Here is a 19,975-nt window from a genome sequence, read left to right as displayed (position 1 = left end):
GGAATGCCGCTCTGGCTCTGGCTTTGGCCGTTGCCGTTGCTCTGAGCAGGTGCAGGGCGCAGCCCTGCCGAAACACCCCCAACCATGACTGCAGTCACTTGTCCCCACGCCCCGCGCTGGCGAAAGTCGAGGAGTTGACGTGATCGGTCCGGCCCATTGCCAACCGCACGCAAGCGAGAGAGAGAAACGCTGTGCAACGACGTGAGTTCCTGGCTTTTTCCGGTCTGGGCCTGGCGGGCCTGCTGCTGCCGCATTCCCGTGCCATCGCCGTCGAGCAGCTGCTCGCCCCGGTCGATACCGCCCAGCGCAGGCGCCTGGCGGACGTGGCGCTGGCCGCCGCACGCACTGCCAAGGCCAGCTACTGCGATGTCCGCATCGGCCGCTATCTCAACCAGTCGGTCATCACCCGCGAACACCAGGTCGGCAATGTGACCAACCGCGAGTCGTCCGGCGTGGGCGTGCGCGTGATCGTCAACGGCGCCTGGGGCTTCGCCGCCACCCATCAGCAGACCGAGGCCGCCGTGCGCGCCGCAGTCGAGCAGGCGGCCGCAATCGCACGCGCCAACGCCAGCATCCAGACCCGGCCGGTGCAGCTGGCGCCGACGCCGTCGGTCGGCGAGGTGCGCTGGAAGACCCCGATCCGCAGGAACGCAATGGCGGTGCCGATCCAGGACAAGGTCGAACTGCTGCTGGCGCTCAACGCCGCGGCGCTGAATGCGGGTGCCGACTACATCAATTCCACCCTGTTCCTGGTCAACGAACAGAAGTACTTCGCCTCCAGCGACGGCTCGTTCATCGACCAGGACATCCACCGCATCTGGCTGCCGTTCACCACCACCGCCATCGACAAGGCCAGCGGCAGGTTCCGTACCCGCGCTGGCCTGTCCTCGCCGATGGGCATGGGCTACGAGTTCCTCGATGGCGATGCGAGTGGCAAGGTGCAGCTGCCCGGTGGCATCACCGCCTACCGCGATTCCTACGACCCGGTCGAGGACGCCATCGCCGCCGCCCGCCACGCGCGCGAGAAGCTGAAGGCGCCGTCGGTGAAGCCCGGCAAGTACGACCTGGTGCTGGACCCGTCCAACCTGTTCCTGACCATCCACGAGAACGTCGGCCACCCGCTGGAGCTGGACCGCGTGCTCGGCTACGAAGCCAACTACGCCGGCACCAGCTTCGCCACGCTGGACAAGCGCGATGCCGGTTTCCGCTGGGGCAGCGACATCGTCACCTTCTTCGCCGACAAGACCCAGCCGGGTAGCCTCGGTGCGGTCGGCTACGACGACGAAGGCGTCAAGACCCAGCGCTGGGACCTGGTGCGCGACGGCATCCTGGTTGACTACCAGGCCACCCGCGACGAGGCCCATATCCTCGGCCGCGATGCATCGCATGGCTGCAGCTATGCCGATTCCTGGTCCAGCGTGCAGTTCCAGCGCATGGCCAATGTCTCGCTGGCACCGGGCAAGCAACCGCTCAGCGTCGAGGACATGATCAAGGACGTGGAGAACGGCATCTGGATCCACGGCCGCGGTTCGTATTCGATCGACCAGCAGCGCTACAACGCGCAGTTCGGCGGCCAGCTGTACTACCAGATCAAGGACGGAAAGATCGCCGGCATGGTCGAGGATGCGGCCTACCAGATCCGAACGCCGGAATTCTGGAATGCCTGCACGGCCATCTGCGATGAACGCGACTTCCGCCTGGGCGGTTCGTTCTTCGACGGCAAGGGCCAGCCCGGCCAGGTCTCGGCGGTCTCGCACGGTTCGTCCACCACCCGCTTCAACGGCATCAACATCATCAACACCGCGCGCAGTCTCGGCGCTTGAGCCACCCATCCTTCGACATGGAGAGCAGCCTTGCAAAGACGTGACTTCCTGGCCCTGACCGGGCTTACCGCGGGCGGGCTGATCGTGCCCTCCTTCTTCGGCAAGGTGATCGCCGCCGAACAGCTGCAGAGCTCGCTGGACCTGGGGCTGAAGAAGCGCCTGGCCGATGCGGCGCTGGCCGCCGCCCGCCAGGCCGGCGCCACCTACTGCGACGTGCGCATCGGCCGTTACCTGCGGCAGTTCGTGATCACCCGCGAGGACAAGGTGCAGAACGTGGTGAACACCGAGTCCACCGGCGTGGGCATCCGCGTGATCGTCAACGGCGCCTGGGGCTTTGCCGCCACCAATGCGCTGGGTACGGCCGATGTGGCCAAGGCCGCGCAGCAGGCGGCGGCGATCGCCAAGGCCAATGCCGGCGTGCAGACCGCGCCGGTGCAGCTGGCCAAGGCGCCGGGCGTCGGTGAGGTGAGCTGGCGCACGCCGATCCGCAAGAATGCGATGGAGGTGCCGATCAAGGACAAGGTCGGGCTGCTGCTGGACGTCAACGCCGCCGCAATGGGCGCTGGCGCCAGCTTCGTCAATTCGATGCTGTTCCTGGTCAACGAGCAGAAGTACTTCGCTTCCACCGATGGTTCCTACATCGACCAGGACGTGCACCGCATCTGGGCGCCGATGACGGTCACCGCCATCGACAAGGCCAGCGGCAAGTTCCGCACTCGTTCGGGCCTGTCCTCGCCGATGGGCCTGGGCTACGAGTACCTGGACGGCGCCGCCGCCGGCAAGGTGGTCAGCCCCAATGGCGTGGTCAACTACAGTTCTTCCTACGACATGAAGGAAGACGCCATCGCCGCTGCCCGGCAGGCGCAGGAAAAGCTGAAGGCACCGTCGGTGAAGCCGGGCAAGTACGACCTGGTGCTCGACCCGTCGCACACCTGGCTGACCATCCACGAATCGATCGGCCACCCGCTGGAACTGGATCGCGTGCTCGGCTACGAAGCCAACTACGCCGGTACCAGCTTCGCCACCCTGGACAAGCGCGAACAGCATTTCCAGTACGGCAGCGAGCTGGTCAACATCTTCGCCGACAAGACCCAGCCGGGCAGCCTCGGCGCAGTGGCGTACGACGATGAAGGCGTGAAGTGCAAGCGCTGGGACCTGATCAGCAACGGCAAGCTGGTGGACTACCAGACCATCCGCGACCAGGCCCACATCCTCGGCAAGACCGAATCCGACGGCTGCTGCTATGCCGACTCGTGGTCCAGCGTGCAGTTCCAGCGCATGGCCAACGTGTCGATGGCACCGGGCAAGAAGCCATTGAGCGTGCCGGACCTGATCAAGGACGTGGAGAACGGCATCTACATCATCGGTGATGGTTCGTTCTCGATCGACCAGCAGCGCTACAACGCGCAGTTCGGCGGCCAGCTGTTCTACGAGATCAAGAACGGCCAGATCACCCGCATGCTGGAAGACGTGGCCTACCAGATCCGCACGCCGGAGTTCTGGAACGCCTGCACCGCCGTGGCCGACGAGCGTGACTACCGCCTGGGCGGTTCGTTCTTCGACGGCAAGGGCCAGCCGGGCCAGGTCTCGGCGGTCTCGCACGGTTCGTCCACCGCGCGCTTCAACGGCATCAACGTCATCAACACCGCACGCAGCCTCGGCTGATCGGTCAGGAGCCCTTACACCATGAGTATCTTCACCGAAGCCCAGGCCAAGGCCATCCTCGACAAGGTCATCGCCCTGTCCAAGGCCGACGAATGCACCGCCGTGCTGGCCGGCGCGATCGACGGCAACATCCGTTTCGCACTGAACAATGTCTCCACCAGCGGCATCGTCGACAACACCGAACTGGCGGTCACCGTTGCCTTCGGCAAGCGCGTCGGCACGGCCTCGATCAACGAGTTCGACGATGCCGCGCTGGAACGCGTGGTGCGCCGTGCCGAAGACCTGGCCCGCCTGGCCCCGGAAAACCCGGAGTTCATGCCGGCCATCGGCAAGCAGACCTACCGCGCCAGCCCCACCTTCAGCGAATCCACTGCCGCGATCGATCCGGCTTTCCGTGCCAAGGTTGCCGCAGATTCAATCGCGCCGTGCCGTGGCCATGGCCTGATCGCCGCCGGCTTCCTCGAAGACGGCCAGGGCTTCCAGGCCACCGCCAACAGCAACGGCAACTTCGCCTACCAGCGCACCACCAACTTCAATTACACCTGCACCGTGCGCACCGAGGATGGCCGTGGTTCGGGCTGGGTCGGCCGCAACCTGAAGGATGCGGCTGACTTCAAGGCGGACCAGGACATCCGCATCGCCATGCGCAAGGCCACCGAATCGGCCGAAGCCAAAGCGCTGGAACCGGGCAAGTACACGGTGATCCTGGAGCCGGCTGCGGCGGCCGGCCTGATCAGCTTCATGATGAACTTCTTCAGCGCACGCTCGGCCGATGAAGGCCGCAGCTTCCTGTCCAAGAAGGGCGGCGGCAACAAGCTGGGCGAGCAGGTCTACGACCCGCGCGTGACCATGATCGCCGACCCCTGGCATCCGGACGCACCGGTGCTGCCCTGGGACAACGAGGGCCTGCCCCGCGAGCGCATGGCCATCATCGAGAACGGCAGGATCGCCAACCTGGACTACTCGCGCTTCTGGGCGCAGAAGCAGGGCAAGACCGCCAAGGCGTCGCCGGGCAACCTGCTGATGAGCGGTGGCGACAAGAGCACCGCCGAACTGGTTCGCGGCACCCAGAAGGGCATCCTGGTCACCCGCACCTGGTACATCCGCATGGTCGATCCGCAGACCGTGCTGCTGACCGGCCTGACCCGCGACGGCACCTTCTACATCGAGAACGGCCAGATCAAGCATCCGGTGAAGAACTTCCGCTTCAACGAATCGCCGGTGATCATGCTCAACAACATCGAAGAGCTGGGCAAGCCGGTGCGCGTGGCCGGTGATGAATCCAGCTACGTGATGATGATCCCGCCGATGAAGCTGCGCGATTTCACCTTCACTTCGCTGTCCGACGCGGTCTGATGGATCGCCGGGCCTGCCTGCGCTGGTTGGCCGCTGCCGCTTCGGCGGCGGCGCTGCCAGCCTGGGCACAGGCAGGCCCGCGCAGTTCGCGCTACGACTTCTGGTTCACCCGCCTTCAGTACGACTCCGGTGACTGGGACGTGGACGCGCGCATGCCGTCCAACCTGATCACCTCGCTGATCGACTACACCTCGCTGCGCGTGGACCCGCAGGAACACGTGGTGGCGCTGGCCGACCCACGCATGCTGGAAGCGCCGTTCTGCTACCTGGCCGGGCACACGCTGGTGGAATTCAACGCCGCCGAGCGGCAGAACTTCGTGCGCTACGTGCGCAATGGCGGCTTCGTCTTCGTCGACGACTGCAACCACGATATCGACGGCCTGTTCGCTACCTCGTTCGAGGCGCAGATGGGTCGCCTGTTCGGGCCCAGGGCATTGCAGAAGCTGCCCAACAGCCACCCGCTGTACCGCAGTTTCTTCCGCTTCCCGGATGGCCCGCCTGCCACCAGCTTCGAACTCAACGGCTGGGGCGACGACCTGGTGCACGACTACCTGAAGGGCATCGAGGTCGACGGCCGCCTGGGCCTGCTGTACAGCAACAAGGACTACGGCTGCGAGTGGGACTACGACTGGCGCAACAAGCGCTTCCTGGCCGAAGACAACACCCGCTTCGGCGTCAACATCGTGATGTACGCGTTGAACAACTGATAGGACCTGCACGCCCATGACCTCCCCCGACCTCGATTCCCTGCTGCCGCGCCTGGATGAGCTGCGCGCCGCGCTCGCACGCGCAGTGGTGGGCCAGAACACCGTGGTCGAGCAGCTGCTGATCGGCCTGCTGGCCGGCGGACACTGCCTGCTGGAAGGCGCACCCGGGCTCGGCAAGACCCTGCTGGTGCGCTCGCTCGGCCAGGCACTGGAGCTGCAGTTCCGGCGCGTGCAGTTCACCCCCGACCTGATGCCCAGCGACATCCTCGGCACCGAGCTGCTGGAGGAAGACCACGGCACCGGCCATCGCCACTTCCGCTTCCAGCAGGGCCCGATCTTCACCCACCTGCTGCTGGCCGACGAACTCAACCGCACCCCGCCCAAGACCCAGGCCGCACTGCTGGAAGCGATGCAGGAACGCACGGTCAGCTACGCTGGTACCACCTACGCGCTGCCCGCGCCGTTCTTCGTGCTGGCCACGCAGAACCCGATCGAGCAGGCCGGAACCTACCCGCTGCCGGAAGCGCAGCTGGACCGCTTCCTGCTGCACGTGCTGGTGGATTACCCCAGCGAAGACGAGGAGCGGCAGATCCTGGAACAGACCACCGGCGGTGCCACCGACGCGGTGCCGAAGGTGATGGATGCCGACGCGGTGATCGCGCTGCAGGCCGCGGTGCGCCAGGTGCATGTCAGCCCGGATGTGCTGGCCTGGATCACCCGCCTGGTGCGCGCCAGCCGGCCCGGCGACGGTGCTCCGGCGGCGATCAACCAATGGGTGAAGTGGGGCGCCGGCCCGCGTGCCGGCCAGTCGCTGGTGCTGGCAGCGAAGGCACGCGCACTGCTGCAGGGCCGTTTCGCCGCCACCCGCGAGGACGTGCAGGCGCTGGCCGCGCCGGTGATGCGCCATCGCCTGCTGCTGTCGTTCGCCGCCGAGGCCGAGCAGAAGCGTGCCGACGACGTGGTCGCCGCGCTGCTGCAGGCCGTGCCCTTCCCGGGTTGAGCCACGCGTGAACGCAGGTACGCCGTTGACCCTGCCGCCGGAACTGCGTGCGCGCCTGCGCCTGCTGCGGTTGCGGCCGCGCCTGGCCAGCGGTGCCAGTGACATCGGCCAGCACGCCAGCCGCAGCCGCGGTGCCGGCCTCGAATTCGCCCAGTACCGTGCCTACGAACCGGGAGACGAACTCCGCCAGATCGACTGGAAGCTGTATGCACGCTCGGACCGCTTCTTCGTGCGCGAGTCCGAACGGGAAAGCCCGATCACGGTCTGGCTGCTGCTAGACGCCACCGCTTCGGCCAATCAGGCGGATCGCGCGGTACCGCAGCACTCGCGTCTGGACCATATGCGCGGCGTGGCCGCGTGCCTGGTTGAGCTGGCCTTGCAGCAGGGTGACCGTTTCGGCCTGCTGGCAATCAATGGCGATGGCCTGCAGCTGGTCCCCGCGGCGAACGGCGCACGCCAGCGTGATCGCGTGCATCTGCAACTGCATGCCCTGCAGGCGCGCGGCGCCTGGCCTGCGGCCGATCGCCTTCGGCCGCTGTGGGAGCGCGTGCGCCCGGGCGACCTGCTGCTGGCAATCGGCGATGGCTTCGACGATGCCGGCATCGTGCTGCTGGAACAACTGGCCAGCGCGCGCCGCGAAGTGACACTGCTGCAGATCCTCACCGCCGACGAGCGCGACTTCCCGTTCGACGCCGGCCACCGCTTCCGCGACCCGGAGACCGGCGAGGAACTGCTGGGCGATGGCGCGGCGATCCGCGCTGACTACCTGCAGCGCTTCGCCGACGCACGCAGCGCATTGCATGCGCGCCTGCAGGCCAACGGGATTGCCAGTGCCACCGGCTGGCTCGACCAGCCGCTGGACCAGGCGCTGCAGGCGCTGTTTGGCCGTGGGGGCGATGCATGACCCTGCTGTTCCCGCTCGGCCTGGCCGCGCTCGCTGCAGGGTTGCTGCCGCTGCTGATCCACCTGGCCCGCCGCCATCCGTACACGCCACTGGATTTCGCCGCGCTGCGCTGGCTGCGCGCGCAGATACGGCCACGCCAGCGCATCCGCTTCGATGACTGGCCGTTGCTGCTGGTGCGCCTGCTGTTGCTGGCCGCACTGGCCCTGCTGCTGGCACGACCTGTGTTGACTGGCCCGACGGCGCCTCCCGCTGCATGGACCGTGGTAGCGCCGGGACTGGATGCTACGACCCTGCATGGAACGGCCGAGGATGGCAACTGGCACTGGCTGGCACCCGGCTTCCCCGCCATTGATCAGGCACCCCCTGCAGCCACCGCCTCCCTACCCAGCCTGCTGCGCGAACTGGACGCGCAGCTGCCCGTCGGCACCGCATTGACCGTGCACGTTCCCGATCCCCTGCCCGGCCTGGATGGTGCCCGCCTGCAGCTGTCGCGCGACGTGCAGTGGCACACGCAGCCGATGCCGGTCACTGCGCAACCGAGTGCCGCGACGTCGCCGCGCCTGCGCGTGCACAGCGATGCTTCGGCCACTGCCCAGCGCTGGTTGAACGCACTGCAGCGCGCGTGGGGCGTGCAGGCACCGCTTGCTCCGCTGCCGGCGGATGCCCTGCCGGAGCGCGGTGAGATCGGCGTGTGGAGCCGCAGCGATGCACTGCCGGCGAACTGGCAGGCGTGGCTGCGCGGCGGCGGTCGTGTCATGACTGCCGGCAAGCCTGCTGCCAGCGCCCGCATCCTGCTGCGCGATGCCGAGGGCGCACCGCTGCTGTGGCAGCAACGCATCGGCCACGGCTATCTGCTGGCGCTGCCGGGTGGCTGGAATGCCGCCAGCAACCCTGCGCTGCGCGATCCGCGCCTGCCACGTGCCCTGCTGCTGGCGCTGCAGCCGCCTACGGCCCCGCGCCTGGGCGATGCACGTGACCAGGCACCGCAGCGGGCCGCATTGCCTGCTGCAACACCACCGCTGCGTGAGCCCACGCCTTGGCTGTTGCTGGCCGTCGTGCTGCTGTTCGCGCTGGAACGCTGGATGGCCAGCAGCGCCCGGCGCAGGGTGGCCGCATGAACACCCTGCAGCACGCCTGGCAACGCGCACGCCGCCGCCGTGCGCTCATCACCCTGCTGTTGGGCCTGCCATGGGCGCTGGCCGCCACGGTGCTGGCCCTGCGTCTGGCAGGCTTCGATACCGCCTGCGTCGTCGGCACGGTCAGTCTGCTCGCGTGTGCGGCCTTCGCCACTGCGCATGTCCGCCAGCTGGACCGGCAGTGGCTGCAGCGCCAGCTCGATGGCAGCGGTGCCAGCGAGGACAGTGCCGATCTGCTGTTCGCCGATGCCGCCACGCTCAATCCGCTGCAGCAGCGCCAGCGCACGCATGTGCTGGCCATGCTGGAACGCGCGATGCCGGAGCTGCGTCCACGCTGGCCGCGTGGGGCATTGGCGCTGTGCTGGATCGCAGGCCTGGCCATTGTTGTGCTGGCATTCGGCTGGCCACGTTCCGGCCCCGGCTCCGTGCCTGTCCGCACGCCGGTGCCTGGCAGCGCTGCTGCTGCGGGCCCGCTGCGCCTGCAGTCCACCCGCCTGCGCATCGACGCGCCGGCCTATACCGGCCAGGCCACGCTCACCCAGAATGCGCTGGATGCGAAGGTTGCCGCCGACAGCCGGCTGTCCTGGTCCCTGCGCTTCGATCGCGCCCCGGACAAGGCGTGGCTGCAGTTCCACGATGGTCGCCGCTTGCCACTGATCGAGCGCGAAGGACAGTGGCAGGCGCAGGATGTGGCACGTATGCCGCTGCTGTACCGCGTGGTGAGCGAACCGGCGCTGGCAGAGACCCGCCTGCATCGGCTGGATGTGGTGGCCGACCGTGCACCCAGCGTGCGCGTACTGGAGCCCACGGCCAGCCTGGTGCTGGGCACGCCGGGGCAACGGCAGTGGGCACTGCGCTTCGAGGCCAGCGACGATTACGGTGTCGCGGCGCAGGCAACGCTGTCGATCACCACTACCCAGGGCAGCGGTGAGAACATCACCTTCGTGAAGCGCAGCGTCACGCTTGCCGGCAGCGGCGAAGCCACCGCGCGGCGTTTCGCCCACACCCTTGATCTGGCTGCGCTGGGCGCGCAGCCTGGCAACGATGTGATCGCCCAGCTGGAAGTACGCGACAATCATGCACCCACGCCGCAGACCGGGCGCAGCAGCAGCGTGATCCTGCGCCTGCCCAGCGCCGAAGTCGCGCTCGGTGCAGAGCTCGAGGGCCGCATCAAGAAGACCCTGCCTGCGTATTTCCGCAGCCAGCGGCAGATCATCATCGATGCCGAAGCGCTGATCCGGCAGCGACGCAGCCTGGCCGCCGAGGACTTCGTGAAGCGCAGCGATGCGATCGGTGTCGACCAGCGCATCCTGCGCCTGCGCTACGGCCAGTTCCTGGGCGAGGAAAGCGAAGGTGCGCCGAAGCCGCCGCCGACCAGCGACCTGCCCACCAGCGATGCGCCGACCGCAGACGGCCACGACGACGATCACGAGCACGACCATGGCGCGCAGGCCGGTGCGCAAGACGACCATGGCCACGATCATGGCAGTACAGCCAACGCAGATATCCCGCCGGTGTTCGGCAGCGAGACCGACGTGCTTTCCGAATACGGGCACACCCATGACCACGCCGAGGCGACCACCCTGCTCGATCCGCAGACCCGCGCCACGTTGAAGGCCGCGCTGGATCAGATGTGGTCGGCCGAAGGCGAGCTGCGCCAGGGCCGCCCGGAGCAGGCGCTGCCATTTGCCTACAAGGCGCTGGGCTTCATCAAGCAGGTGCAACAGGCCGAGCGCATCTACCTGGCCCGGGTCGGGCCGGAGCTGCCACCCATCGATGAAAGCCGCCGGCTGGGCGGTGATCGCGCCGGACTGGCCAGTCGTGAACTGCCGTTGGCCGCGCGAACCCCGCCGGACCCGGCCATCGTTGAAGCCTGGCAACGCCTCGGTGATGACAACGGCGCACCGGATCTCGATGCGCTGGCGGCCTGGCAGCAGCGCAACGCCGCCTACCTGCCCGATGCACTCGATCTGGCTGCGGCCATCGAGCAGCTGCGCATCGAGCCCGACTGCGGCGACTGCCGCCAGCGCCTGCGCGCACAGTTGTGGCGGGCGCTGCAGCGTCCTCTGCCACAGACGATGCGGCGCAGTGCCGCCGATGCGATGGGCCAGCGCTACCTCGACGCGCTGGAGGCGCAGCCATGAACGCCTCCGCTGTGAACCTGTGGATTGCACCGGCACTCGCCCTGATCGTGGTCATCGCCAGCGTGCGCCAGCCGCGTGCGGACACTGCGCACCCCGGCCGCCGGTGGGTCGTGATCGCACTGCAGATCGTCGTCGCCACGCTGCTGTATTTCTGCCTGGCGCCCCCCACCCGCCAGCAGCCCGCAGGCGGGCTGGTCGTACTTGGCGTCGATGCGGGCAAGGCCGACTCACTCCCGGCCAGCGAAGGCCCGCTGTTGCTGTTGCCGGAAGCTGCCGATGTGCCCGGCGCACAGCGCGTACCCGACCTGGCCACCGCGCTGCGCCAGCATCCGGCCGCCACGCTGACGCTGGTCGGTGCGGGCCTGGTCGCACGTGACCGCGACGCGGTGCTGCCGCCGGATGTGCGTTGGCAGGCTGCACCGGAGCCGCGCGGCTGGATCGCGCTGCAGCCGCCGGCCGATGTCGCACCCGGTGCCCGCTTCGACGTGCTGGCGCAGGCGCGTGGCGCGGCCAAGGCGAAGGCCGAACTGCTCGACCCGGCCGACAGCGTGGTCGATCGCACGGAGGTTGCCGACGACGGCCGCGTGCAGCTGAGTGGTGTCGCCCGCGCCGAAGGCCGCAGCGTGTTCCAGCTGCGCCTGCTCGATGCCGACGGCCATGTGGTGGACAGCGTACCGGTGCCGCAGCAGACCCTGCCGTCCGCACCGCTGCGCCTGCTGGTGCGCGCCGGCGCGCCGGGTCCAGAGCTGAAGTACCTGCGGCGCTGGGCAGCCGATGCAGGCATCCGTGTGCAGGTGCAGGCGGATACCGGGGCCGGACTCAGCATCGGCGATGGCGCGGTGTCGATCGATGCAGCATCGCTCACGCGCAGCGATCTGTTGCTGCTGGACGAGCGCAGCCTGGCGGCATTGAGTGCGGGCCAGCTGGCCGCCGTGCGCCAGGCGCTGCGCGATGGACTGGGCGTGCTGGTGCGCAGTGCGGGCGCACCTTCGGCCAGCGCGCGGCAACGCCTTCGCGATCTGGGCCTGCCAGTGCAGGGTGATGGCAGCAGCCACCCCCTCGAACTTCCCGGCGATGGCGAAAGCGCGGTCCTCGCCGCACGCCGTGGCCCGCTCGCCGCTGGCACATTGCCGACCGGCTACGGCGAAGAGGCCGACCGCAGCTCGCACAGTGCCGCGCTGTCTTCGCTGGAAGCACTGGCGTTGCAGGCGCCGGGCAGCAACGCGCTGCTGCACGATCGGGGCGGTCAGGCCGTCGGCGGCTGGCGCGCGGTCGGCAAGGGCCGCATCGGCCTGCTGCCGCTGACCGACAGCTGGCGCTGGGTGCTGGCAGGCCGCGATGACCGCCACGGCGAACTGTGGAGCGACGTGGTTGCCACGCTGGCACGCGCGCAGGGCAGCGGTGATGCGCTGTGGTCACCACAGCCCATCAGCTGGGCAGGCGAACGGCAGGCGCTGTGCGGCGTGCAGGCGCCGCTGCAGGCCTTCAACCTGCGTGGCGACAGCGTGCCGCTGATCGCCGATGGTGCAACGTCGGCGCTGCGCTGCGCCGGCTGGTGGCCCCGTGAGGCAGGCTGGCAGCGCCTGCAGCATGGCGACAGCATCGTCTGGCGCTATGTGTTCGACCCAAAGGACGCCGCTGCACTGCATCGGCAGGCGATGATCGATGCGACCACGCAGGCGTTGGCCTCCAGCACGTCGGCGAACGCGTCGGTGATGCAGCCCGTGCCGGGCTCACGCTGGCCGTGGTGGCTGGCGTTCGTGTTGTGCGCATCGCTGCTGTGGTGGCTGGAACGGCGGCGCTGACCCGGGGTCGGATCCCTTTCGCCCGCGAAAGGGCTCTGACCCCCTCCGTCAGGCGTTCTTCAACGCGAGCCCGCGCGCCGGTACACGCCATTGAAGCGCACGTTCATGCCACCGCATTCGCTGTTGTCGGCCACGATCAGCACCTCGCCCAGCGAATGCACGCGTACCTTGCAGGTATCCTCGACGAACTCGACGTCGGCACCGCGCGGCGCGGCGCGCGCTTCCACCTGGCCCATGTTCGGTCCGTAGGGACGCTGCTCCGGCGTGGGGTTGGCGGAGGGCCAGTAGGCGTCCCCCTCCACATGCAGTTGCCCACCCTGCACGGTGATGCGCAGGCCGTTGTCGCCGTCCTTCCAGTTGCCCGCCCAGTCCTGCAGCGACGGCACGGCCACCGGCAATGGCTGCAGCTTGCTGCGGTCCACCCAGCCGGCACTGCCACCCACCCTGTTCGGGAAGAACGCGCAGCGATAAGCGCCCAGGTCGCGCCCGGTCACCACCGTATCGCCGTTGACCACATAGCTGCGCTGTCGGCAGGCCGGTTCGCCCTTGGCCGGGCAGCCGTCCATGTCGCCAAGCAGGTACAGGCGCGGTGCATCGACCACCCGCGCCAGTGCGAACCGGCTCTGTTCGGACGGGAACGCGCCATTGCGGCAGGCGCCGTCATCGGCGATGCCGGAAGCGAAGGCGGAGGCTGGCAGCAACGCGGCCAGCAGGCAGAACGAACGCAGGGACATGGCGATGGCACCGATGGGGAAGCCGGCAGGATATACCGGGCTACTTCACCGGCGGCGCGTCGCCAGCATTCTGCTCCTGGGAGAACCGCAGCGCGCGCCGCTGCTGTTCCGCACTGAGTTCCGGCGGCGGCCGCGCCACGGCGGCCTGGATCTGCGAAGGTCCACCCGTGAGCTTGTTCACGCCCTTGGCGGCCGCCATCACACCCTTGACCACGCCCATCATGATGTAGCCGCCGCCCATGCTCACCTGCTCCGGCGATGGCGGTTCGCTCCAGTCACGGCTGAAGCGGTTGTCGCCGAACTTCACCGGGTTCTTGAAGCGGTAGAGATCCAGCGGCTCCTCTTCCGGCTTGAGCGCACGCACTTCGCCGAGGGTGGTGACGTTGTCCTGCGGCAGAGCGGTGGAGATCGGTGCGGTGGTTGCCGCCGAAGCATCCACCGGGGGAACGGGCGCCGGATCGGGCACCGCCACCGGCGCGGCCTGCTGCGCCTGCGCGATGCCGGCCAGCAGCATGCCGGCCAGGAGGGCTCCCTGCGTTCCACGTCGTGCCACAGCCATCCACCTGTTGGTTGCGTCCAGCGCCCAAGGATACGGATGCCGGCTTCAGATTTCGTTGCTGCACTGGCAGCTGTTCAGCCAGGGGAGATGCGGCGACGCCACGGGACGCGGGCACTGAACGGTTCACGCCCTCCGTGTGCGGTGTCTCACATCCTGAGACGTGAGTGTGGTGCCATGTGACCCCTCGCAATCCGTCCCGGCTCCATCTTCCATGGCCTACGAACTCGCCAAGCGCACCGCCGATGCCGAGCAGAAGCTCGCCACGCGCGACGGCCTGCCCGCCCGCGACGGCGCCCTGCTCAGCGCGCGCCTGCAGCGCCGCTACCAGGACCGCATCACCGGCAGCTTTGCCATTCCCGGCCGCGAAGGCCGCTATGCGCCCATTCCCGATTCAGTTCCGCCTGCCCTGGCCGCTGCGCTGAAGGCGCCTGGCATCGAACAGCTCTACAGCCACCAGGCCGAAGCTTGGGAGGCCAGCCAGCGCGGCGAGCACGTGGCCATCGTCACCCCCACCGCCAGCGGCAAGTCGCTGTGCTACACCCTGCCGGTGGTCAGCGCGGCAATGCAGGACAAGGCCAAGGCGCTGTACCTGTTCCCGACCAAGGCACTGGCCCAGGACCAGGTGGCCGAGCTGCTGGAACTCAACCGCGCCGGCGATCTGGGCGTAAAGGCCTTCACCTTCGATGGCGACACGCCCGGCGATGCACGACAGGCCATCCGCCTGCATGGCGACATCGTGGTGTCCAACCCGGACATGCTGCACCAGGCCATCCTGCCGCATCACACCAAGTGGGCGCAGTTCTTCGAGAACCTGCGCTACATCGTCATCGACGAGGTACACACCTACCGCGGCGTGTTCGGCAGCCACGTCACCAACGTGCTGCGCCGGCTCAAGCGCATCTGCGCGTTCTACGGCGTGCAACCGCAGTTCATCCTGTGCTCGGCCACCATCGGCAACCCACAGGCGCATGCCGAGGCGCTGATCGAGGCCCCGGTGACTGCCATCACTGAATCCGGTGCGCCCAGCGGGCCGAAACAGGTGCTGTTGTGGAACCCGCCGGTGATCAATCCGGACCTGGGCCTGCGCGCCTCGGCGCGCTCACAGAGCAACCGCATCGCGCGCATCGCGATCAAGTCCGGGCTGAAGACCCTGGTGTTCGCGCAGACACGTTTGATGGTGGAAGTGCTGACCAAGTACCTGAAGGACATCTTCGACCACGACCCGCGCAAACCGCCGCGCATCCGCGCCTACCGCGGTGGCTACCTGCCCACCGAGCGGCGCGAGACCGAGCGCGCGATGCGTGCCGGCAACATCGACGGCATCGTCAGCACGTCGGCGCTGGAACTGGGCGTGGATATCGGCAGCCTGGACGTGGTCATCCTCAACGGCTACCCCGGCAGCGTGGCCGCCACCTGGCAGCGCTTCGGCCGCGCCGGCCGCCGCCAGCAACCCGCACTGGGAGTGATGGTGGCCAGCTCGCAGCCGCTGGACCAGTACGTGGTTCGCCACCCGGACTTCTTCGCCGAGGCCTCGCCCGAGCACGCGCGCATCGCGCCGGACCAGCCGCTGATCCTGTTCGACCATATCCGCTGCGCGGCCTTCGAGCTGCCGTTCCGGGTCGGCGATGGCTTCGGCCCGATCGATCCGGAGGTGTTCCTGGAAGCGCTGGCAGAGACAGAAGTGATCCACCGCGAAGGCGAGCGCTGGGAATGGATCGCCGACAGCTATCCGGCCAACGCGGTCAGCCTGCGTGCGGTGGCCGACGGCAACTTCGTGGTGGTCGACCGCAGCGATGGCCGCCAGCAGATCATCGCCGAGGTCGATTATTCCGCCGCCGCGCTCACCCTGTACGAGGGCGCCATCCACATGGTGCAGTCCACCCCGTACCAGGTGGAGACGCTGGACTGGGAGGGGCGCAAGGCCTACGTCACCCGCACCCACGTGGACTACTACACCGACAGCATCGACTTCACCAAGCTCAAGGTGCTGGACCGTTTCGATGGCGGCGTGGCCGGCCGTGGCGATTCGCATCATGGCGAAGTGCACGTGGTGCGCCGCGTGGCCGGCTACAAGAAGATCCGGTATTACACCCACGAGAACATCGGCTACGGACCGGTGAACCTGCCCGACCAGGAACTGCACACCACTGCGGTGTGGTGGCAGCTGCCGCAGGCGCTGCTGCTGCGCGCGTTCGCCAGCAAGCAGGATGCGCTGGATGGCTTCCTCGGCGCCGCCTATGCACTGCACATCGTCGCCACCGTGGCGGTGATGGCCGATGCGCGCGACCTGCAGAAGTCGGTGGGCAACGGCGATGGTTCCTGGTTCGCGATCGCCGACCAGAGCGGCCGCGGCCAGCTGCGCGGCAGCGAGGGCGATCCCGGTGGGGTGGAGCTGCTGCAGGAGTTCGTGCCCACCGTGTACCTGTACGACAACTTCCCCGGCGGCGTCGGCCTCAGCGAACCGCTGTGGCAGCGCCAGGCCGAACTGGTGCAGCGCGCGCGCGAACTGGTGCAGCGCTGCGACTGCAGGGCCGGCTGCCCGGCCTGCGTGGGCCCGGTGCTGGCCGCGCAGGAAGACGATGAGACTTCGCCGCGCGCGCTGGCGCTGCGCGTGCTCGACCTGTTCGATGCCGACGCCTGCCAGCACGTGCCCGACGTGGTGGTGACCACGCGCGACCCGATGGAGCTGCTGGCACCGTGAGCGTGAGCCTGGACAAGCTGCGCCTGCTGCGCCAGCAGGCCGGCGACCCGAAGGCGAGCACACCGGCCGCGCCGGACGTGCCCCCTGCGCCACCGGCACCCGTGGCCGCGAACGATGCACGGCAACCACCGGCCGAGCGGTCGGTGTTCGCCTGGGTCGAACAGGAGATCCGCCACAAGCCGACCGGCGCTGCGGTCTCCACACCGGCACCGGCAGCGCTGCGTCGGCCGGAAGTGGGCGGTCTGCATCGCCTGCTCGGCCTGCGTTCGCGCGGTGGAGCCGCGCCGGCACGCGCCAGCGCGCAGGATCGTCAGCTGCCCGGCGAGGAAATCGCGCCGGGCCTGTTCCTGATCGAATCGCTGCAGCTGCAACCAATCCCGACCGCCCCGCTGTCATTGGCCTTCGCCAAGCGCGAGGACCAGCACGTAGCTGCGCGCGACCTGCTGTTCTTCGATACCGAGACCACCGGCCTGGCCGGTGGCACCGGCACGCGTGCCTTCATGATCGGCGCCGCCGACTGGCACGTGTGCCCGCAACGTGGCCAAGGCCTGCGCATCCGCCAATTGTTGATGTCGACCATGGCCGCCGAGGACGCGATGCTGGCCACCTTCGCCAGCTGGCTGCAGCCCTCCACCGTGTTCTGCAGCTACAACGGCCGCAGCTACGATGCGCCGCTGCTGAAGGCGCGCTACCGGCTGGCGCGCCAACGCGATCCGATCACCGCGCTGGACCATGTGGACCTGCTCTACCCCACCCGTCGCCGCTATCGCGGCACCTGGGAGAACTGCAGGCTGTCCACCATCGAGCGCCAGCTGCTGCGCGTAGTGCGCGAGGACGACCTGCCCGGCTCGGAAGCGCCCGGCGCATGGCTGCGCTTCCTGCGCGGCGGCGACGCGGTGAACCTGCGCCGGGTGGCCGACCACAACCATCAGGATGTGGTGACGCTGGCCCTGCTGCTGCAACGATTGGTGCACGAGGAGCAGCGCGAGCGCGAGACGCTGGCGCTGGTCGGTCAATAGGCCTTGACGCGGCCTGACGGTGGCAGCGGCGACACTGCCGCCACCATCCACGCCTGGAGCCCGACGATGCGCCTCAATCCCCTGGTCCTGCTCGCCATCCTGCCCTTGGCCGCCTGCAGTCATGCCGGCAGCAGCACCTCCCGTGATCCCGCGCCAGCGCCCGTGGCCGATGCCGCGCACGAATGCAAACCGGAGGCGCTGGACGCCTTCACCGGCAGGACCGCCGACGAAGCCACGATCAAGAAACTGGTGGCTGACAGCGGTGCGCGCAATGCACGGGTGGTCAAGCCGGGCATGGCGGTGACCATGGACTTCCGCCAGGACCGCGTGACCGTGCAGGTGGATGCGCAGAACCGCATCGAGCGCGCCAGCTGCGGTTGATGTTCCCAGGGTAGTGCCGGCCGCTTGCCGGCACCCCCCATTGCCGGCCAGCGGCCGGCACTACCGATCAGAGTCGCTCGGCCTTGCCACTGGCCAGTGCGCGCGCGATCACCTGCTGCGCCTGCTGCGATGCCTGCGCATGCACGCGTGCCTGGCGCTCGCCCAACGCGGCCTGTTGGCTGCCCAGCGCCGCCTGGCGGCTGGCCAGTTCAGACTGCTGGCTGGCCAGACGCTGCATGGCGCGGGTGCGGCTGGCACGCGCGGTTTCGTTGTCCACTTCCTGCATCGCACGACGCGCCTCGGCGGCAGCCTCACGTGCGGCCTCACGTGCAACCGCCGCGTCGTTGGTCGCGCCCCGCGCCGCCTTCGCCGCTTCGGCCGCCGCTTCGCGGTTGATGTCATGCGCGGCCATCGCACTGCGCGCGGCCTCCGCTGCGGCCAGTGCCAGGCGGCGCGCCTCTTCACCCTGCAGACGCCCCATCTCACCCATCTGCTTGCCCAGGTCGCCCTGCTGGCGGCCCAGCGCACTCTGCTGGCGGCCCAGTTCGCTCTGCTGGCGACCAAGGTCCGCCGCACCGGCATAGGCGCGCTGCAGCGACTGGATCAACATCGGGTCGCGCACCACATAGCGCTTGTCGCCCTGGCGGAACCACAGCGCCGGGCCCTTGCCTAGCTGCCTGCGGGCCACCATCACGTCGTCCATGCCGCCGTTGGCGAAGGTCGAATCACCATCGACCAGCACGAAGGCCTCCCGGGGCGACTTGCCCAGATCGAGGCGACCGTAGGTCGTGATGGAGGAGGTGGTGGCCGTGCCGTCATGGTCCTCATCCATGCCAGCGGCATCGTCGACATCGGCCACATCGGCATCGTCAGGACCGGAGGGTTCTGCGGGCGGTGCGGGAGCCACCGGCTCGGCCGGAACGCGCGCGGCCGAGGCTGGTGCGGGCGGGGCTTCCGGAGCTTTCGGCGGGGGCGGCACCACGGCCTTCGGGGCGGCCGGAGGTGCGGGCGGGGCCGGCGGCACCGGCGCTGCGACCAGCCGCATCGGTGCCACGCCCACCACCACCACCACAGCGGTCAGCGCCACCGCCAGCAGACGCGGGCAGGACCGGTGCGACTGCAGCGAAAGCAGGCGACGCTTGAGGCTGGTGGTGCTCGGTGCGGCGCTGGCCACGCCCAGATGCGGCTGCGGGGCCACGCCCAGCTGCAGCAACAGGCGGCCATAGGCCTGGCGGCTGGCGCCATGCTGGCCGACCACCGCCGCATCCACGGCTTCCTCGCGGGCCTGCGCGTATTCGCGCACCGACAGGCGCAGCAGCGGGTGGAAGAAGAACAGGTGCTGGGCCAGCGCGGGCAGCAGGCCCCATTGCAGGTCACGGCGCTGCAGGTGCTGCAGTTCGTGGGTCAGTGCCAGGTCCAGCGCATCGCCCTGCAGGACGTTGTCGCCGGCCGGCAGCAGCAGCACCGGGCGGAACGGCCCGACCAGCTGCGGTGCCTCCACCTGCGTGCTCATCCACAGCCGCGGCGCACCGCGCACGCCGTGGGCATCGGAGGCCAGCTGCAGGGCCTGCACCAGCGCTTCGTCCTCGCAGGGATACGCCGCAGCCAGCAGTGCGCGGCAGCGGCGCCACTCACCGAAGGTGCGCAGCGCCATCACCAGCACGCCGGACAGCCACAGCGCGGACAGTGCGACCGCCCACCACGCAACTGCCGGTACTTCGGCCGCGGGCAGCGGCATCGCGGCCAGCAACTGTGCAGAGGCCTCCGGGGCCAGCGGGTAGACGATGTCAGCGGCCACGTCGGTCGCGGTCATCGCCACCGCCTGCGGCGCCGGCAGCCAGGCCAACTGCAACGGCTGGCTCCAGAACAGGCCGAGCACGGCCTGCAGCGAGACCAGCCACCACAGGCGGCAGCGGGTCGCCGCCGACAGCGACGGCAGCGCGCGGCACAGGCCGTACACCAGCGCCACCAGCAGCACGGTCTGCAGGCTGGTCCAGCCCAACCGTTCCAGCATCGGGATCAGCATCGTGGTGTCCATGGC

At 68.9% G+C, this 19,975-nt stretch carries 15 protein-coding genes; 12 read left to right on the top strand and 3 right to left on the bottom strand.

What is annotated here, in order from left to right:
- Positions 1 to 191: 191 nt before the first annotated feature.
- Genes AC5P9F_RS13420 through AC5P9F_RS13380 form a run of 9 tightly spaced genes read left to right on the top strand, consistent with a single transcriptional unit; the run spans position 192 to position 12,540 of the window.
- Positions 192 to 1,823 carry a TldD/PmbA family protein gene (locus tag AC5P9F_RS13420; RefSeq protein ID WP_162292022.1) on the top strand — a complete coding sequence of 544 codons (1,632 nt, stop codon included), beginning with the start codon at positions 192 to 194 and terminating at the stop codon, positions 1,821 to 1,823.
- Positions 1,824 to 1,853: 30 nt separating this feature from the next.
- Entirely contained in the window at positions 1,854 to 3,488 is a 1,635-nt protein-coding gene (locus AC5P9F_RS13415) for a TldD/PmbA family protein (protein ID WP_212561454.1), read from the top strand.
- Between the two features lie 21 nt (positions 3,489 to 3,509).
- Positions 3,510 to 4,844: a TldD/PmbA family protein gene (locus AC5P9F_RS13410; protein ID WP_005407529.1), complete on the top strand. Its 1,335-nt coding sequence runs from the start codon at positions 3,510 to 3,512 to the stop codon at positions 4,842 to 4,844.
- A complete protein-coding gene (locus tag AC5P9F_RS13405; RefSeq protein WP_005411842.1) occupies positions 4,844 to 5,551 on the top strand; it encodes a DUF4159 domain-containing protein in 708 nt (235 codons plus the stop codon). Before AC5P9F_RS13410 ends, AC5P9F_RS13405 begins: the two co-directional genes overlap by 1 nt.
- 16 nt (positions 5,552 to 5,567) lie before the next feature.
- Positions 5,568 to 6,551 carry an AAA family ATPase gene (locus tag AC5P9F_RS13400; protein WP_005407527.1) on the top strand — a complete coding sequence of 328 codons (984 nt, stop codon included), beginning with the start codon at positions 5,568 to 5,570 and terminating at the stop codon, positions 6,549 to 6,551.
- Positions 6,552 to 6,558: 7 nt separating this feature from the next.
- A complete protein-coding gene (locus tag AC5P9F_RS13395; protein WP_274849985.1) occupies positions 6,559 to 7,455 on the top strand; it encodes a DUF58 domain-containing protein in 897 nt (298 codons plus the stop codon).
- The gene (locus AC5P9F_RS13390) at positions 7,452 to 8,573 is read left to right on the top strand and encodes a BatA domain-containing protein (RefSeq protein WP_099529935.1); all 1,122 of its coding nucleotides are present in this window, start codon (positions 7,452 to 7,454) and stop codon (positions 8,571 to 8,573) included. The genes AC5P9F_RS13395 and AC5P9F_RS13390 overlap by 4 nt, the downstream gene beginning before the upstream one ends.
- Positions 8,570 to 10,735 (top strand): hypothetical protein, encoded by a 2,166-nt coding sequence (locus AC5P9F_RS13385; RefSeq protein ID WP_099523758.1) that lies wholly within the window; start codon positions 8,570 to 8,572, stop codon positions 10,733 to 10,735. Before AC5P9F_RS13390 ends, AC5P9F_RS13385 begins: the two co-directional genes overlap by 4 nt.
- Positions 10,732 to 12,540, top strand: a complete 1,809-nt coding sequence (locus AC5P9F_RS13380) for a hypothetical protein (protein WP_495231985.1) — start codon at positions 10,732 to 10,734, stop codon at positions 12,538 to 12,540. Before AC5P9F_RS13385 ends, AC5P9F_RS13380 begins: the two co-directional genes overlap by 4 nt.
- Positions 12,541 to 12,599: 59 nt before the next feature.
- Here the strand turns inward: AC5P9F_RS13380 and AC5P9F_RS13375 are convergent, their stop codons facing one another.
- Positions 12,600 to 13,274 carry a hypothetical protein gene (locus tag AC5P9F_RS13375; protein ID WP_012478708.1) on the bottom strand — a complete coding sequence of 225 codons (675 nt, stop codon included), beginning with the start codon at positions 13,272 to 13,274 and terminating at the stop codon, positions 12,600 to 12,602.
- 40 nt (positions 13,275 to 13,314) lie between these two features.
- Positions 13,315 to 13,833, bottom strand: coding sequence for a hypothetical protein (locus tag AC5P9F_RS13370; RefSeq protein ID WP_495231984.1), 519 nt, complete (start codon positions 13,831 to 13,833; stop codon positions 13,315 to 13,317).
- 211 nt (positions 13,834 to 14,044) lie between these two features.
- Here AC5P9F_RS13370 and AC5P9F_RS13365 point away from each other — a divergent pair, with 211 nt between their 5' ends.
- The 3 genes from AC5P9F_RS13365 (at position 14,045) to AC5P9F_RS13355 (ending at position 17,934) form a co-directional block, all read left to right on the top strand.
- Entirely contained in the window at positions 14,045 to 16,534 is a 2,490-nt protein-coding gene (locus tag AC5P9F_RS13365) for a DEAD/DEAH box helicase (protein WP_495231983.1), read from the top strand.
- Positions 16,531 to 17,553 (top strand): ribonuclease H-like domain-containing protein, encoded by a 1,023-nt coding sequence (locus AC5P9F_RS13360; RefSeq protein ID WP_005407519.1) that lies wholly within the window; start codon positions 16,531 to 16,533, stop codon positions 17,551 to 17,553. Before AC5P9F_RS13365 ends, AC5P9F_RS13360 begins: the two co-directional genes overlap by 4 nt.
- 66 nt (positions 17,554 to 17,619) lie before the next feature.
- Positions 17,620 to 17,934, top strand: a complete 315-nt coding sequence (locus AC5P9F_RS13355) for an I78 family peptidase inhibitor (RefSeq protein WP_005407518.1) — start codon at positions 17,620 to 17,622, stop codon at positions 17,932 to 17,934.
- A gap of 67 nt (positions 17,935 to 18,001) precedes the next feature.
- On the opposite strand, the gene AC5P9F_RS13350 is transcribed toward AC5P9F_RS13355, so the two are convergent.
- On the bottom strand, positions 18,002 to 19,972 hold the full coding sequence (locus AC5P9F_RS13350; RefSeq protein ID WP_495231982.1) for a M56 family metallopeptidase: 1,971 nt from the start codon (positions 19,970 to 19,972) through the stop codon (positions 18,002 to 18,004).
- Positions 19,973 to 19,975 lie beyond the last annotated feature (3 nt).

This window comes from Stenotrophomonas sp. YJH_SMC_4, from assembly GCF_059371575.1.
The sequence above is the reverse complement of the archived record's forward strand: the minus strand, read 5'-3'. Positions and strand labels throughout refer to the sequence as shown.